The following is a 13,903-nucleotide window of genomic DNA, read 5'->3' as shown; positions in this document are numbered from 1 at the left end:
CCGACGGTAGCGCGGACACGGGTCCGCTGGACCGCCGCGCGACGCCGACGGTCAGGTCGCGGCGGTCCGGTCCGGCGCGGCCCTCCGGCGGCGTCGGCTCAGCGCCCACGCGGTCGCACCCGCGAGGACGACCGCGCAGGTCAGCCCGACGACGTGCAGGACGAGCGACAGCGTCCCGTTCTCCGGCAGCAGGAAGCCGTACGGCACCCACCCGTCCGTCGCTCCGCGTACGAGCACCACCACGACCCAGACGACCGGGTAGGGCAGGACCACCCACAGCCGCCGCCAGGCGAGCGGTGCGCGCTCCCCCAGGACCGCCCAGTCGAGGAGGACGAGCACCGGCAGCACGCCGTGCAGGAAGGCGCTGACCCAGGGCGGAGCCGAGCCGGTGCCGGGCACGAGGGTGTTGTAGATCACGGCGACGACGATCAGGTACGCGGTCACGGTGCCCCGCAGGTACCCGAGCCAGGAGGGGGGCGGGCGGCGGGTGAGAGCGAGGGATCCGGCGACGATCAGCACCGCGCTCGCGAGGAGGCCGGTCTGGTTCGTGAAGTAGCCGAAGTAGTCGAACGGATTCGGGTCGCCGGCCGCGATGCTCAGGCCGTAGGCGTACCCGATCACCGCGAGCGCGGCAGCGCCGACAGCGATCCGGGCGATCCCGACCGGCGGACGGGGCGGCATAGCGGGGCTCACGCGGGCCAGCCTAGGAGGGGGCGGCCTCAGCGGAGCCCGGGACGGCACCGCTCGCCTCTCCCCGGCCGACGTGATTGGCTGGCCCGATGAGAACCCAGACCCGCCAGGGCGTCCCCCTCCTGCTCGTCGACGACGACGGAGGCGCGCTCTCGACCCCGGACGACGCGATCGCGCTGATCGGCGAGACCTACGGCGGCGACGTCGAGACGATCGTGGTGCCCGTCGGCCGGCTCGACCCCGAGTTCCTCCGCCTGCGCTCCGGCATCGCCGGGGAGTTCGTGCAGAAGTTCGTCTCGTACGGCAAGCGCCTGGTGATCCTCGGCGACGTCAGCGGGCCGGTCGCGGAGTCGAGCGCGCTGCAGGCCTTCGTCGTCGAGTCGAACCGCGGCGACCACCTCTGGTTCGCCGCCGACCTCGAGGCGCTCGACGCCCGCCTCCGCAGCTCCGGCACCGCGACCGAGCCCGGCGCCGACGGCGGAGTGGAGCCGACGCCCGGCCCCGCCCGCTGATGCCCCTGCTCCAGCCCGGCCCCGACGGCGCTCCGCCCGAGGTCGACGGTCCGGTCCGCCTCCTCCTGCTCGCCGACACGCACCTCCCGAAGAGGGCGAAGGCCCTCCCGGACGAGGTGTGGCGCGCGGTCGACGAGGCCGACCTGGTCGTGCACGCGGGCGACTGGGTCGACGAGGCGACGCTGGACGCGCTCGAGGAGCGGGCGGCGCTCCTGCTCGCCGTGTGGGGCAACAACGATCCGGAGCCGCTGCGCGCCCGTCTGCCCGAGGTCGCGCGCGCGCGCATCGCCGGCCTCGACGTCCGCGTGGTGCACGAGACCGGAGCGGCGACCGGCCGCGGGACCCGCGCCGACACCGCCCACCCGGGCGCCGACGTGCTCGTCTTCGGGCACAGCCACATCCCCTGGGACACCGTCTCCCCGGCGGGTCTCCGCCTGCTCAACCCCGGCTCTCCCACGGATCGGAGGCGCCAGCCGGCCTGCACGTTCCTGACCGCCGTCGCCGACGACGGAGTGCTCCGCGACGTGCGCCTGACCGCCCTGCCGCTCCGGGCACGAACCATTCCCGGCGGCGGCGCAAGGGGGTCACAGAGCATTTAGGTCGGCCTAAGCTCACCTGGATGAGCAGCTCACACGACCACCCCGACTCCGCGCACCTGCGCCCGGAGGGTCTCGACGACGCCACCGTGGCGGCGCTAGGGAAGCTCTCGGAGGCGCTCGAGACGGTCGAGCACGCCCGCGGTCTGCTCTACGGCTTCCACCGGCTCACCGGCGCGGCCGACCTCGCTCTGGGCGAGGCCGTCGAATTGCTGCGCGAGGCCGGCCACGCCGCGACCGCCGAGCGGATCGAGGCCGAGCTCGTCGGCCGCAACGTCATCGAGGGGCGCTGGACCTTCCAGATCGTCGAGGACTACGACGACACCTACTACGCCGCGTTCCGCGAGCAGGAGCGCGCCGCGCGCGACGAGCTCGCCGGTGGACGCCGCCACCTCTTCGAGTCCGAGATGAAGGAGGACCGCCGCTCCGGCGGCCGCCGCCACCACGAGTCGCGCCCGGAGGCGGGCTCGTGAACGCCGTCATCCGGATGCACGCCTCGTCGCTGCGGGTCAAGGCGGTCACGCCGGGCCGCGGCGGACGCGGCACGCCTCCCGAGCCAGAGGCCACGATGCGGCGCACCACGCTCAGCATCGACGGCCGCCGCTTCCTCCTCGCCGTCTCGCTCGACACCGAGGAGCTCGAGAAGCGCCTGGTCGAGGCCGTGCGCAACCGCGGCGACATGGTCAGCTTCACGGTCGCCGGCGATCGCGAGGTCTGCGTGCTGGTCTCCCCGGGCGTCGCGGTCATCCTCGAGCACGAGGACGTCCCGCTCGAGGATCCGGACGCCGAGGACGCGCCGATCCTGTACGACGACGTCGAGTACCTGACCTGATCCGTCCGCGACCGGTCGCGGCCGCGGGGATCGGCGCGGCCTCCCGGCTCCGGTCGTCCTTCTCCCTCAGACCGCCCCGGTGCTCGCCCACAGGTGGAACGCCGCGTGCGCCCGGTGCGGCCGCCACGCCTGAGACGCGGCCTCGGCCTCCGCCGTGCTCACGCGGCCGAGCGCCTTCCGCAGCACCAGGTCGCCGGCGGGGAACGCGTCCGGATCGCCGAGGAACCGGAGCGCGAGGTAGTCGGCCGTCCACGGCCCGATGCCCGGGATCGCGAGGAGCGCCCGGCGCTGCTCCGGCAGGTCGCCCGCGCGGTCGAGCACGGGGCCCGCGGCGAAGGCCTCGGCGACGGCCCGGACCGTCCGCGCCCGGGCGTTGGTGATCCCGATCGCCGAGCGCAGCGCTTCGAACTCCGGGGCGAGCAGGGCGGCGGGTGCCGGGAACGCCAGCAGACCGCGCTCGCCGGGGGAGCCGAAGGCGGAAGCGGTGCGCCCGCCGAAGGTCCGGGCCGCGGCGACGGACACCTGCTGGCCGAGGACCGCCATCACCGCCGCCTCGAACGCCTCCGGGTACTGCGTCGCGCGCAGCCCCGGCCGGGCCGCGACGGAGCGGGCGAGCAGCGGATCCCGAGAGAGCTCGGCGCCGATCGCCACCACGTCGGAGTCGAGGTCGAACCAGGCGCGGACGACCTCGGCCGCCGGCGTCAGCGCGTCCGGCTCCGCCTCCACTCGCAGCCCGGTCTCCGTCACCTCGAGCGCGATCGGCCGCGGCGTCCCGTCGAGGGTGAGCAGTCGCTCCAGTCGGCGGCCGTCGGCCGAGACCCGCTCCACCCCGGGGAGGGCGTGGTTGCGGAGGAGGCTCGCGGCACCGGCGGAGTCGAAGGGCCCGAGGGCCGGCAGGTCGAGGGAGGACGTCTCGTTCAGGGGAGCAGCACCGTCTTGCCGCGCGCGCGGCCCGACTCGACGAGGGCGAGCGCGGCCGCCGCCTCGGTCAGCGGGAAGGAGGGCCCGAGCACGACCTCGAGCTCCCCGCGACCGGCGCGCTCGAGGAGGCCGGGCCGGGCGGCGTCGCGGAGGGCGGTTCCGGGATCGGCTCCCGGTCCGCCGCCGAGCAGCAGGATCCCGCCGAGGCGGGCGGCGTGCTCGAAGCCGGCGACGGTGGCGATGCGCGAGCGGTCGGCGACGAGAGCCACCGAGGCGTCCAGCGCCTCGTCGGTGCCCGCCGTGTCCAGCGCGACGTCGACGCCGCCGGGGGCCAGGGCGCGCACGCGCTCCTCCAGCCCGGCGCCGTAGCGGACCGGCTCCGCGCCGAAGCGACGGACGACCTCCTCGCCGCGCTCGCTCGTGGTGCCCAGCACCCGTGCTCCGCGGGCGACCGCGAGCTGCACCGCGAGCGAGCCGACGGCCCCGCTCGCCCCGTGCACCAGGACGGTGTCCCCGGAGGAGACGCGGGTGGCCTCGACGAGGTGCTCGGCGGTCGTCCCGGCCAGCAGCAGGCCCGCGGCCGCCGCCCAGCCGAGCCCGGCGGGCTTGGGCAGGACCGCGCTCGCGGGCGCGACCAGCTCGGCGGAGTAGCCGCCGGAGACCCGGAACGCCACGACCTCGTCGCCCACCCGGATCGGGCCGAGCGGCCCCTCGGCCCCCTCGCCGACCGCGGTCACGACTCCGGAGACCTCGCTGCCCGGCCGGACCGGCACCCGTCCGCGCCCGAACATCCCGCGCAGGAGCTTCGCATCGGCCGGGTTCACGCCCGCGGCGCGTACCGCGATCCGCACCCTGCCGGGCGTCGGCTCCCCCGGATCGACCTCGACGGCGCGCAGCGCCTCCGGCCCGTCGAATCCCTCGGCCTGCATCGCGACGACCATGCGTCCGCCTCCCGTCCCCGGGCGCCTGCGCACCCGAGCGCGACGCTAGCAGCAGCGTCCGACCCCCGGACCCCCTGCGGCGAGCGCGGCAGCCGACCGAGAACGCCCGTTCTGGTACCGCCTACCATGGAGGGATGTCCCCGATCCTCGACGAGCGCCCTCCCCGCGAGGCGATCCTCGCGGCCGCCGACCGGCTCTACTACGAGCGCGGCATCCAGTCCGTGGGGATGGACGAGCTCCGCACGGCCGCGGGCGTCTCGCTGAAGCGCCTCTACTCGGAGTTCCCGAGCAAGGAGTCGGTGGTGGTCGCCGTCCTGCACGGCCGGCACGAGCAGTGGACCCTCGGCGTGACCACCCGGGTCTCCGCGGCGGACGGACCTCGCGGCAAGCTGCTCGCGATCTACGACTTCCTCTTCGACTGGTTCTCCGAGGACTCGTTCCGCGGCTGCGGCTTCATCAACGCCTTCGGGGAGCTCGGCTCGTCGAACCCGATGGTCGCCGAGATGGCGCGCGACCACAAGGAGACGTTCCAGCGCTTCCTCGCGACCCTCGCGGAGGAGGCGGGAGGCGGTGCCGAGCTCGCCGCGCAGCTGGCGATCCTCGCCGAGGGCGCCCAGACCACCGCGGCCATCGCCGGAACACCCGAGGCCGCCCTGCACGCGCGCCGCGCCGCCGAGATCCTCATCGATGCGGAGACGCGCCCCGTCTGAGGCGCCTCGCGCGAAGGATCAGGCCTCACCGCCCCCGGGCGGGCCGACCACCAGCAGCGCCGCGAAGACCACGGCGACCAGCGCCAGCACCAGCGCCCCGGCGAGCACGGGCCGCGCGAGCGCCCAGCGGAGGAGCCGGCTCGTCACGCGCCGGTCGCGAGGGTCGTCCGTGGCGTGCGTCCGCCAGGGCCCCTCCAGCAGACCGCGGCGCTCGAAGCCGCGCTCCAGCGGGACCGTCGCGTAGGGCACGACCGCGCTGACGACCGCGAGCGCCGTCGCGCCCGCCGACCACCGCTGGTTGACCGCGAGCACCAGAGCCGCGGCTCCGTAGGCGAGGAACGCGAACCCGTGGATCGGACCGGCGACGCTCACCGGCCAGTCGCCGGCTCCGGCCGCGTACTTCAGCAGCATCCCGACGATCAGGAGCGTCCAGGTCACCGCCTCGACGATCGACAGCAGGCGGAAGAGGCGGCGCGGGCTCATGGGATCGGCTCCGTTCGGTCCGCGGCGACGCGGCTCGGGGTCGGTCGAGGGTCGCCCGGAGCCTACGGGAGGACGCTCGCGAGGAAGCTGAGCGGACGGGGGCCGCTCAGGGCGCTCATGCGGGCCAACCCGTGAGCGACAGGGCAGACACCGCGCCGACCAGGCCCGCGACGACGAGGGCGATCGTGCCCGTGACTCCGCTGCGGGAGGGGGCGGCCGCAGGACCGCCGGCGAGGCGGGCCCAGAGCCGGCGTGCCACCTCCTCGGCGGAGGGGCGGTCGGCGGGGTCGAGAGCGGTCATCGCTGTCAGCAGCCCGCGCCACTCCGCCGGGACCGACTCGGGGACGACGGGCGCGTGGTGGAGGCGCTGGATGGAGATCTCGAGCGTCGTGCCGGTGTACGCCCTGCGGCCCGAGACGGCCTCGAGCAGGACCAGCCCGAGCGAGTAGACGTCGGAGGCCGGTCCGACCGGGCCGGAGCCGAGGCTCTCGGGGCTGAGGTACGCGGCGGTGCCCACCAGCACGTCGGAGCGGGTGAGCCGGGCGTCGTCGATCGAGCGGGCGATCCCGAAGTCGCTGAGCTTGGCCTCGTGCGCCGAGAAGCCGGACGCGGTGGCGCGCGAGCGGACGAGGACGTTCTCGGGCTTCACGTCGCGGTGGAGGACGCCCTGCGCGTGCAGGTGCCCGAGAGCATCGGCCACCTGGGCTCCGACCTCCGCGATGAGCCGCTGGTCGCCGGAGCCGAACCAGGCGGCCGCCGGGTCGCCGCGGTCGAAGTACTCGAGGACGAGGAACGCGAGGGCGCCCTCCTCGCCGGCGATCTCGCCCTGGTCGAGGACGTCGACCACGGAGGCGTGACGCGAGTCGATCAGGAAGCGGATCTCGCGCTCGCGGCGCGCCCGCTCGTTGGGGGTGTCCGGGACGTCGCGGTGGACCTTGACGGCGACCTGGCGCGCGAGGCGGAGGTCGCGGGCGCGGTAGACGGTGGCACTGCCGCCCTCCCCCACCCTCTCGAGCACGAGGTAGCGGCCGGCCAGGGTGGAGCCGACCAGCGGATCCACGACGGCGGCGGGGAACGGCCGCAGGCGGTCGAGTTCGTCCAGCACGGGCAGCTCCCTTCGCGATCGAGTCTCTAGCTCGTCTAGCTAGTAGTTCCTTCGTAGTGGTCGGTCACCCACTCCGGCAACCGTCCGGAGGGAGGTTGGCTTAACTAGATGTTCTTGCTACGAGACTGTCTAGACTGTTCGGCATGGATGAGGTCACGCTGCAGCGACCCGGGGCCTTCTGGTACTCGGGCGAGGCGACCGAGCCCGGAGCGGTGGAGGTCCTCGCCGCGATGCGCGCCTTCCGCACGGCGGAGGCCGCGATGCGCCGCCGCACCCGTGGATCCATGGGCATGGGTGAGAACGACCTGCTGGCCGTGCAGTTCCTCATGCGTCGCCAGCAGAAGGGCGTGCACGTCAGCCCGAAGGACCTGGCCTCCTACCTCGGCATCTCCTCCGCCTCCACGACTGTGCTCATCGACCGCCTGGTCAAGAGCGGCCACGTCGTCCGGGAGCCGCACCCGAGCGACCGGCGCGCCATCCGCATCGTCGCCACCCCGACCTCCCACCGCGAGGTGCGCGAGACGCTCGACGAGATGCACCGCCGCATGCTCGAGGCCGCCGAGACGCTCAACCCCTCCGAGGCCGGGACCGTCATCCGCTTCCTGCAGACGATGCGCGATATCGTCGAGCGCCCGGCCGGTTCCGAGACTGTCGACGCCGCGCAGGAGCTCGCGGGCGAGCCGATCGGCGAGTACGCCGACGGCGTGCGGGAGCAGCGCCGCGCCTGACCGGCGTCCCCTCGGCCCGGGCCGTGCTTCCCCGAGAGTTCACTCCGAGGGTCTTCTGCCGCGCCCCCGATCGGGCGCACAATCGAGCCGTCGCACGGTGATGGACAGAAAACGCACTCCGCGACGTAAGTAGCTAGCTCAACTAGTAGGAAGCCTTTCTAGCGATATAGAGTGACGGACGTCAGCCACTCGCACGTCAGATCGGAGCACACCATGGGCAACATCCTGTACGGCACTCCCCCCGCCGCCATCGAGGTCGAGGACCGCGCCCTCGCCCACCTCCAGATCGTCATCATCAACAAGTTCCGCCGCGACGAGCGCTTCCTGCTCACCCTCGACGCGAGCCCCCAGGCCGGCACCGGCCGCCGCGGCGTGTGGATGCACCCGACCATCCCGATCCAGTTCGAGTTCAAGGGCAGCCGCCAGCCCACGATCAACCCGGAGTGGGTCGAGGCCCTCATGGAGCGCGCCAACAGCGGCGCCGGCCTCCGCATCGTGCCCGAGCCGACGAGCAACGCCGCCGTCCCGCTGCGCCGCGCCGAGCCCGCAGCCTGACCCTCCGCGCCGGAGCCGCCCCCGATCAGGCTCCGCCGCCGCACCACCGACCCGACCCGCCTCCCCGCCCGGGAGGCGGGTTCCGTCGTCTCCGGGTCTGAGAACCCCGGGAGCGCGCTCGCACGTGGTTGACATTCCGCGCCACGGTCAGGGTCGCAGTCCTACACTGCTCCTGCGGCACGGGGTCGTTCCGGCGGGCTCGTCCCTGCTGCCGCACGCATGACCGGCCGCCGGCCGCTCGGGCCCCCCTCTCGAGCGACCGGCGGACGGCTGCGCGGTGCACCCGAAGCGCCGTCCGCGAGGTCCGCCGGAACCAGGAGCGGCCAGATGACCCACGGCACGAACAGCCTCACCACCGTCGACGAGGTGCGCCCGGGCGACCTCTTCTGCGCCGTCGTCGCCCACGAGACGGAGCAGTGGCGCGTCGTCGCCGTCCTCGGCATCCGCGTCCTCGCCGAGCGGGTCTCCGGAGGAGACCGCCGCAGCTTCACCCTCCGCTTCGTGCGCCACCAGCTCTCGCCCGATGTGCTCATCGCGAGGGGCGCCGCGGCGGCGGCCTCTCCGGAATCCCGCCGCTAGAGCGCCGCCGTCGCCACGGCGGGCCGCGCCAGACGGGCGAAGAGGCGGTCGAACACGACCCGCCGATCGAACTGCAGGGCGTACTCCCGGGCGGCCGCCGCGCGGCGTGCGCGATCGTCGGCGCTGAGCTCGAGGACGGCGTGGTCGAGGAGCGCGGCGATCGTGTCCGGGCTGTCGACCGGGGTCACGAAGGCGTGCCGGCCGATCGCCTCTCCGATGCCGCCGGTCAGCGTGGTGATGATCGGCCCGCCTCCGGCGAGCATCTTCTCGGCCAGCGCGATGCCGAAGGTCTCGACGAACTCGGGCCGCGGCTTGCTCGGGAGCACGAACGCCGCGCAGCCCGCCATCAGGTAGGGCTTCTCCGCATCGCCGACGTCGTCGAGGAAGCGGATGCGGTGCGCCAGCGGCGACGCTGCCGCGATCCGGCGCAGCTCCGCCTCCTGCGGACCGCGACCCGCGATGACGAGCTCGTGGTGCTCGTGGACGGCACTGCGCTCGTAGCCGGTGATGAGGTCCTCCACGCCCTTCGCCTCGGTCAGGCGGGAGAGGAAGAGGACGTAGCCGTCGGTCCGCAGTCCGCGGGCCCGCACGACCTCCTCGACGACTCCGGCGTCGAGGTCGAGGTAGGCGTCCGCGTCGATCGCCGGGTAGGAGACCGCGATGCGCTCCCGGCACTGCGGGGCGAAGCGCGTCCCGTGCGCGGCGTCGACGCGCTCCGCCTCCTCGATGATCAGGTCGCGGGTGTACTCCGACACCGCGACGCAGTGGTCCTGCGAGAGGTAGGAGGAGAGGATGTGCGCGGCGGCGCCCAGCCTGCCCTCCTCCACCGCCCGGCGGACCACGTTGGTGACGTCCGAGCCGACGGCCTCGGCGATCGTGGTGACCTCGACGGGAAGGCCGGTGCTCCAGGCGGCGCGGAGGGCGTCGGCCACGACGAGCGTGTGCGGGCTCAGGTAGAGCGAGAGGCAGACGGTCGGGACGCCGTCGGTGAACAGCTCGATCAGGCGTCCGGTCATCCCGGCCAGCCAGCGGCCGTCCGGGACCTTGTAGTCGCCCACGGGCTCCGGCCGCTCCACGACGATGCCGTCGCTGTAGGGCAGCACGGCGTCGAGCGGCTTGAGCGGGAGGCCCGCGGCCTCGAGCCGGTCGATCGGCCACGTGACGATCCGGACCTCGTCGAACCCGCGCTCGCGGGCGGTTTCGGCGAGATTGCGCGCCTCGACGGAGTGCCCGCAGATCACCGGATCGGCGCGGACGACGATCACGAGTCTGTTCTGCACGGTGTTCGCGTGCGTGCTCTGGTCCATGGGTCTCCTTCAGGGGTCGTCGGTCGGGTGCGGCGGCGGAGCCGGACGCGGGGGGTCGGTGGTGGCGGGAGCGAGGGCGAGCGGGGTCAGCGCCGTCGCGCCGGCCATGAGGGCGGGCGGTGCTCGGGCAGGGTCCCCCAGACGGAGGGCTCCGGACCGAGGTGCAGGAGCAGCTCGCCGCCGCGATGGAGGGCGGCTGCGGTCAGGACGCTCGCCAGGAGAGGCGCGCCGTCGAACTCGGCCGACTGCACGTACTGGACCGGCCCGCCCGGCTCGGGCTCGACGAAGCCGGTGGTCCGGATCTCGAGGTCGGCCCCTCCGATCGCCACCGACGCGCGCGCGAAGCTCGGCGCGTTGACCAGCACCAGGCCCTGCCCGGCGACGGGGAACAGCCCGAGGCTCGCCCACACGTACCAGGAGCTGAGGCCCCCGGAGTCGTCGTTCCCGGGCAGGCCGCCCCGGTCCGCTCCGAACCGCTGGTGCAGCACGCCGTGCACGATCTCGGCGGTCCGGTCGGGCCGTCCCGCGTAGTGGTACGCCCACGGCGAGTCCATGTCGGGCTCGTTGTTGAGCCCCTCGAAGCGCCCGAGCTCGGCTCCCGCGAGCATCTCGCTCCGCTCGGGGCGCAGCCCGGGCTGGACGACCGCCTCGGCTCCGAAGCCGAAGAACTCGTCCAGCTGGGCGACGAAGCCCTCGTCCCCTCCGCTGAGGGCGATGCGCCCGGCCATGTCGTGCAGCAGCCGGAAGGAGTAGTTGTGCCGGGTGCCCTCGTAGTACGTCGAGTCCTTGAGCAGGCCGGAGCGGAGGTCGAACGCGTTCACCCACTGCGCGGCGCGCTCCTCGAGCTGCTCGGCGAGCTCGAGGTCCCCGACGTGGCGGGCCACGACCGCTGTGCACCAGTAGCCGTGCGCCAGGTCGAGCGTGTGGCTGATCGGGTGCGCCTCCCCCGCGGCGAGGAACTCCTCGCCGTACATCCGCTTGAGGTCCTCGCTCATGTGCACGAGAGCGGCGTCCCAGTCGATCCCGGGCAGCCCCAGCCGGCAGAGGTCGGCGAGGAAGGTGTGCGCGAGGGCGCTGCCCTGGCGCGAGAAGCGGTCGCTGCCCTTGGCCATCCGGTAGCCGATCGGGAAGTTGCCCTCCTCCTCGCAGATGGTGAGGAGCGCCGCCGCGATCTCGACCGCCCGGTCGGGCAGGAGCATCGTGAGCAACGGGAGCTGAGTGCGGTAGATGTCCCACATCGTGCTGATGTCGAAGACGAAGGGTCCGTCCGTCGGCCAGAACGGGCTCTCGGAGGGGGCGAGGCACGGCTTGATCAGCGAGTGGTAGAGCGCGGTCGAGAAGACCGTCTCGCGCTCGGCGGACGGGGTGTCGACGGCGATCGTGCGCAGGCGCTTCCGCCACGTCTTGCGGGTGCGATCGCGGCGCTGGTCGAACCCGGTGCCCGCCGGAGGGACGTCGCGGTGCAGGTTCTCGCGGGCGCGGTCGGTGCCCCGCAGCGAGAAGCCCATCCGGAGCTCGACGGTCCGACCGGCCGTGCTGGGCCCCGCCCACATCAGCCCGAAGGGGCGGAGCGTGGTCGGGCGGATGTGGTCGAAGTCGAGCCGGGTGCCGCCCGGCATCAGCCGGCGGTCGTACCAGAGCATCTGCCGCCACTGCAGGGCGTCGCACTCGAGGTGCACGGCGAGCGGAGCGCCCTCCATCACGACCTCACCCGCGGCGACCCCGGGCGAGATCGAGTGCAGCCGGGCGCGGAGGGGCACGGTCGCTCCGCTCGGGATCGCCAGGCCGCCGAGGGAGAGATCGACGACGACGCGGGCGCTGCGGTGCTCGGGGAAGGTGTAGCGGTGGACGACGGAGGCGGGACCGACGGTGAGCTCGGCCCGCACGCCGGAGGACAGGGTCGCCGCGTAGTAGCCGGGCTCCGCCACCTCGTCCTCGAGTGCCCAGCTGCGTCCGAGCTCGTCGAGCGGCTCGAGCATCGGGGTGACCCGCAGGTAGTTGTAGTACTTGCGGATCGCCCCGGTGCCCGACTGCTGGAAGTGGGTGAACCCGCTCGCCTCGAGGCCGTCGTGGAGCGTCGGCGGGACTCCCTCGAGCGCGAGGTCGTAGCGGCCGTAGCCCGTGGGGTAGGCGCCGGAGTACGAGCACGCGGACACCATGCCGAGGGGGTAGGTGGCTCCGGGGTGCGTGTTGCCGATCTGCGGCTTCGGCGACCACCACGTCGCAGCGAGCCCGGTCGGCTCCGGGAGCGCGGTCGCCTCCGTGCCCAGGAACGGGTCCACCCGCTCGATCATCCGCTCGCCACCATGCCGTGACGCTAGGCACGGCGGGGAGACGAGGGGTGTCGGCCGGGTGTCCGGCGGACGACGGAGCGGCGACGGATGAGCGCCGACGGGCTAGGGGATCAGGCGCTCCGCGCGGTAGCGGTCGAAGAGCGCCGTGAACGAGTCGACCGTCCGGTGGAACGCCGTGAAGCCCGCGAGGCGGGACTTGCCGATGTCGGTGACGACCTCGAGGTTCCGGCCGAGGTCTGCGTCGGTGTGCCACCAGGAGGCCACTCGGGAGAGATCGGGCTCGATCAGCCCGCGCTCGTCGACGAGGCGCCGCCAGACCGGCTCGGCCCCCGCCATCTGCTGCTCGAGCGGCTGCGGCTCCTCCCCCGGGCCGACCGGCTCGACTCCGAAGTACTCCGCGATCCGGGTCCACATCCAGCGCCAGCGGAAGACGTCGCCGTTGACCACGTTGAAGGCCTGGTCGCGGCCCGCCTCCGACGTCGACGCCCAGAGCATCTGCTCGGCGAGGATCGTCGCGTCGGTCATGTCGGTGAGGCCGTTCCACTGCGTGAGCGAGCCGGGGAAGACGAACGGGGTGCCCTCGGCACGGTGGATCGACGCCGCGACCGCGAGGGTCAGCCCCATGTTCATCGCGTTGCCGACGGCGTGCCCGATGACCGTGTGCGAGCGGTGCACCGACCAGGTGAACCCGGCGCGCTCGGCCGCGGCGAAGAGCTCGTCCTCCTGCGCGTAGTAGAAGTTCGGGGCGTCCAGGCGCTCCTCCTCCTCGTGGAACGGGGTGTCGGGCATCGCGCCCTGCCCGTACGCCTCGAACGGCCCGAGGTAGTGCTTGAGGCCGGTCACCAGCGCGACGTGCTCGACGGGAGCGTGCGCGAGGGCCGCGAGGAGGTCGCGGACCATGCCGCCGTTGACCGCGATGTTCTCCTCCTCCGTCGCCTGGCGCGACCAGGCGGTGAAGAAGACGTGGGTGGGGCGATGGTCGGCGAGCACGCGCGCCAGGTCCTCGGCCGAGCGCAGGTCGGCGGCGAGCGGAGCGACGCCGGGGCGCGCGTCGATCGGGCGGCGGGAGAGGGCGGTCACCGGCCACCCCTGCGCGGTGAGCAGGTCGACGAGGGCGGAGCCGCCGATGCCGGTCGCACCGACGACGAGGGCGCTGCGGGAGTCGGACGGGGGGACGGGAGTGGTGGAGGACATCCCCTGGGCCAACAGCCCCGGGCGCGAGGCATTCCCCGATCCGGGCGTCACGGAGGGACCCCGGAGGTCACGGAGGGACCCCGGGCGTCACGCGAGGTGCGGGCGCGGACGCGGATCTTCTCGCACGGGAACGCCGAGTCGTTCGCGGCGGATCCGCAGATCCTGCAGGTGGTGGGGCAGGTCTCGGCGGCCGCGCGCTGAGCGCCTCCGGAGTGAGCTCCCCGAAGAGCCTCGACCGGCACTGGCGCAACGCCCGCACGGCCGCGAGCCACAACCCCTGGGGTGTTCACGGCGCGGATCGTCGGCGACCACGCGGTCAACGGCGCCGTGCCGCCGCGGGTCGTGCCATCGGCGCCGGGCCGAAGCGGTGGTCGCCTCCGCACCCGCCGGGGGCGGTGGACAGCCGGCGAGAGCGGAGGAGAGGATCGAGGGGGCGGCGACGCGGCCGCCGCGGAC

16 protein-coding genes are annotated in these 13,903 nt (G+C 73.9%); 8 read left to right on the top strand and 8 right to left on the bottom strand.

The features are described 5' to 3' along the window. Nucleotides 1–51: 51 nt before the first annotated feature. Nucleotides 52–693: a Pr6Pr family membrane protein gene (locus GSU45_RS03400; RefSeq protein ID WP_244248199.1), complete on the bottom strand. Its 642-nt coding sequence runs from the start codon at nucleotides 691–693 to the stop codon at nucleotides 52–54. A gap of 86 nt (nucleotides 694–779) precedes the next feature. On the opposite strand from GSU45_RS03400, the gene GSU45_RS03395 reads away from it, so the two are divergent. The 4 genes from GSU45_RS03395 to GSU45_RS03380 are packed head-to-tail and all read left to right on the top strand — an operon-like array spanning nucleotide 780 to nucleotide 2,630. Beyond that, nucleotides 780–1,202: a DUF4180 domain-containing protein gene (locus GSU45_RS03395; RefSeq protein ID WP_159912732.1), complete on the top strand. Its 423-nt coding sequence runs from the start codon at nucleotides 780–782 to the stop codon at nucleotides 1,200–1,202. Continuing rightward, the gene (locus GSU45_RS03390) at nucleotides 1,202–1,801 is read left to right on the top strand and encodes a metallophosphoesterase (protein WP_159912730.1); all 600 of its coding nucleotides are present in this window, start codon (nucleotides 1,202–1,204) and stop codon (nucleotides 1,799–1,801) included. The genes GSU45_RS03395 and GSU45_RS03390 overlap by 1 nt, the downstream gene beginning before the upstream one ends. Nucleotides 1,802–1,821: 20 nt before the next feature. Continuing rightward, complete coding sequence (locus GSU45_RS03385) at nucleotides 1,822–2,271, top strand: hypothetical protein (protein ID WP_159912728.1); 450 nt, start codon at nucleotides 1,822–1,824, stop codon at nucleotides 2,269–2,271. Continuing rightward, a complete protein-coding gene (locus tag GSU45_RS03380) occupies nucleotides 2,268–2,630 on the top strand; it encodes a hypothetical protein (RefSeq protein ID WP_159912726.1) in 363 nt (120 codons plus the stop codon). The genes GSU45_RS03385 and GSU45_RS03380 overlap by 4 nt, the downstream gene beginning before the upstream one ends. 66 nt (nucleotides 2,631–2,696) lie before the next feature. Here the strand turns inward: GSU45_RS03380 and GSU45_RS03375 are convergent, their stop codons facing one another. Continuing rightward, nucleotides 2,697–3,527: an AlkA N-terminal domain-containing protein gene (locus GSU45_RS03375; RefSeq protein WP_244248272.1), complete on the bottom strand. Its 831-nt coding sequence runs from the start codon at nucleotides 3,525–3,527 to the stop codon at nucleotides 2,697–2,699. A 20-nt stretch (nucleotides 3,528–3,547) separates the two neighbouring features. Next, nucleotides 3,548–4,492: an NADP-dependent oxidoreductase gene (locus tag GSU45_RS03370; RefSeq protein ID WP_244248198.1), complete on the bottom strand. Its 945-nt coding sequence runs from the start codon at nucleotides 4,490–4,492 to the stop codon at nucleotides 3,548–3,550. Nucleotides 4,493–4,626: 134 nt separating this feature from the next. On the opposite strand from GSU45_RS03370, the gene GSU45_RS03365 reads away from it, so the two are divergent. Then, nucleotides 4,627–5,202, top strand: coding sequence for a TetR/AcrR family transcriptional regulator (locus GSU45_RS03365; protein WP_159912722.1), 576 nt, complete (start codon nucleotides 4,627–4,629; stop codon nucleotides 5,200–5,202). Nucleotides 5,203–5,220: 18 nt separating this feature from the next. Here GSU45_RS03365 and GSU45_RS03360 read toward each other — a convergent pair whose 3' ends face one another. Together GSU45_RS03360 and GSU45_RS03355 are read right to left on the bottom strand one after the other, a co-directional pair. Then, entirely contained in the window at nucleotides 5,221–5,685 is a 465-nt protein-coding gene (locus tag GSU45_RS03360) for a DUF3817 domain-containing protein (protein ID WP_104225947.1), read from the bottom strand. Between the two features lie 115 nt (nucleotides 5,686–5,800). Then, the gene (locus GSU45_RS03355) at nucleotides 5,801–6,790 is read right to left on the bottom strand and encodes a serine/threonine-protein kinase (RefSeq protein WP_159912720.1); all 990 of its coding nucleotides are present in this window, start codon (nucleotides 6,788–6,790) and stop codon (nucleotides 5,801–5,803) included. A gap of 143 nt (nucleotides 6,791–6,933) precedes the next feature. Here GSU45_RS03355 and GSU45_RS03350 point away from each other — a divergent pair, with 143 nt between their 5' ends. The 3 genes from GSU45_RS03350 to GSU45_RS03340 all read left to right on the top strand — a co-directional run bounded on the left by GSU45_RS03350 (nucleotide 6,934) and on the right by GSU45_RS03340 (nucleotide 8,652). Further along, nucleotides 6,934–7,518: a MarR family transcriptional regulator gene (locus GSU45_RS03350; RefSeq protein ID WP_159912718.1), complete on the top strand. Its 585-nt coding sequence runs from the start codon at nucleotides 6,934–6,936 to the stop codon at nucleotides 7,516–7,518. 213 nt (nucleotides 7,519–7,731) lie between these two features. Further along, on the top strand, nucleotides 7,732–8,073 hold the full coding sequence (locus tag GSU45_RS03345; protein WP_104224199.1) for an ATP-dependent DNA ligase: 342 nt from the start codon (nucleotides 7,732–7,734) through the stop codon (nucleotides 8,071–8,073). Nucleotides 8,074–8,400: 327 nt separating this feature from the next. Beyond that, a complete protein-coding gene (locus tag GSU45_RS03340; protein ID WP_159912716.1) occupies nucleotides 8,401–8,652 on the top strand; it encodes a hypothetical protein in 252 nt (83 codons plus the stop codon). Here GSU45_RS03340 and GSU45_RS03335 read toward each other — a convergent pair. The 3 genes from GSU45_RS03335 to GSU45_RS03325 all read right to left on the bottom strand — a co-directional run bounded on the left by GSU45_RS03335 (nucleotide 8,649) and on the right by GSU45_RS03325 (nucleotide 13,447). Beyond that, nucleotides 8,649–9,959, bottom strand: coding sequence for a glycosyltransferase (locus GSU45_RS03335; RefSeq protein WP_159912714.1), 1,311 nt, complete (start codon nucleotides 9,957–9,959; stop codon nucleotides 8,649–8,651). The genes GSU45_RS03340 and GSU45_RS03335 overlap by 4 nt on opposite strands. 86 nt (nucleotides 9,960–10,045) lie before the next feature. Continuing rightward, a complete protein-coding gene (locus GSU45_RS03330) occupies nucleotides 10,046–12,241 on the bottom strand; it encodes a glycoside hydrolase domain-containing protein (protein ID WP_244248197.1) in 2,196 nt (731 codons plus the stop codon). Between the two features lie 114 nt (nucleotides 12,242–12,355). Next, complete coding sequence (locus GSU45_RS03325; RefSeq protein WP_159912710.1) at nucleotides 12,356–13,447, bottom strand: SDR family oxidoreductase; 1,092 nt, start codon at nucleotides 13,445–13,447, stop codon at nucleotides 12,356–12,358. Between the last annotated feature and the right edge of the window lie 456 nt (nucleotides 13,448–13,903).

This window comes from Rathayibacter sp. VKM Ac-2801 (genome assembly GCF_009834245.1).
Lineage (GTDB): Bacteria > Actinomycetota > Actinomycetes > Actinomycetales > Microbacteriaceae > Rathayibacter.
This window is presented reverse-complemented; position numbering and strand designations above follow the sequence as displayed.

Excerpts from the sequence above, each read along its gene's own strand:
- GSU45_RS03395 (WP_159912732.1), top strand. The coding sequence starts at position 780 with ATGAGAACCCAGACCCGCCAGGGCGTCCCCCTCCTGCTCGTCGACGAC.
- GSU45_RS03390 (WP_159912730.1), top strand. The coding sequence starts at position 1,202 with ATGCCCCTGCTCCAGCCCGGCCCCGACGGCGCTCCGCCCGAGGTCGAC.
- GSU45_RS03385 (WP_159912728.1), top strand. The coding sequence starts at position 1,822 with ATGAGCAGCTCACACGACCACCCCGACTCCGCGCACCTGCGCCCGGAG.
- GSU45_RS03370 (WP_244248198.1), bottom strand. The coding sequence starts at position 4,492 with ATGGTCGTCGCGATGCAGGCCGAGGGATTCGACGGGCCGGAGGCGCTG.
- GSU45_RS03365 (WP_159912722.1), top strand. The coding sequence starts at position 4,627 with ATGTCCCCGATCCTCGACGAGCGCCCTCCCCGCGAGGCGATCCTCGCG.
- GSU45_RS03360 (WP_104225947.1), bottom strand. The coding sequence starts at position 5,685 with ATGAGCCCGCGCCGCCTCTTCCGCCTGCTGTCGATCGTCGAGGCGGTG.
- GSU45_RS03350 (WP_159912718.1), top strand. The coding sequence starts at position 6,934 with ATGGATGAGGTCACGCTGCAGCGACCCGGGGCCTTCTGGTACTCGGGC.
- GSU45_RS03345 (WP_104224199.1), top strand. The coding sequence starts at position 7,732 with ATGGGCAACATCCTGTACGGCACTCCCCCCGCCGCCATCGAGGTCGAG.
- GSU45_RS03340 (WP_159912716.1), top strand. The coding sequence starts at position 8,401 with ATGACCCACGGCACGAACAGCCTCACCACCGTCGACGAGGTGCGCCCG.
- GSU45_RS03335 (WP_159912714.1), bottom strand. The coding sequence starts at position 9,959 with ATGGACCAGAGCACGCACGCGAACACCGTGCAGAACAGACTCGTGATC.
- GSU45_RS03325 (WP_159912710.1), bottom strand. The coding sequence starts at position 13,447 with ATGTCCTCCACCACTCCCGTCCCCCCGTCCGACTCCCGCAGCGCCCTC.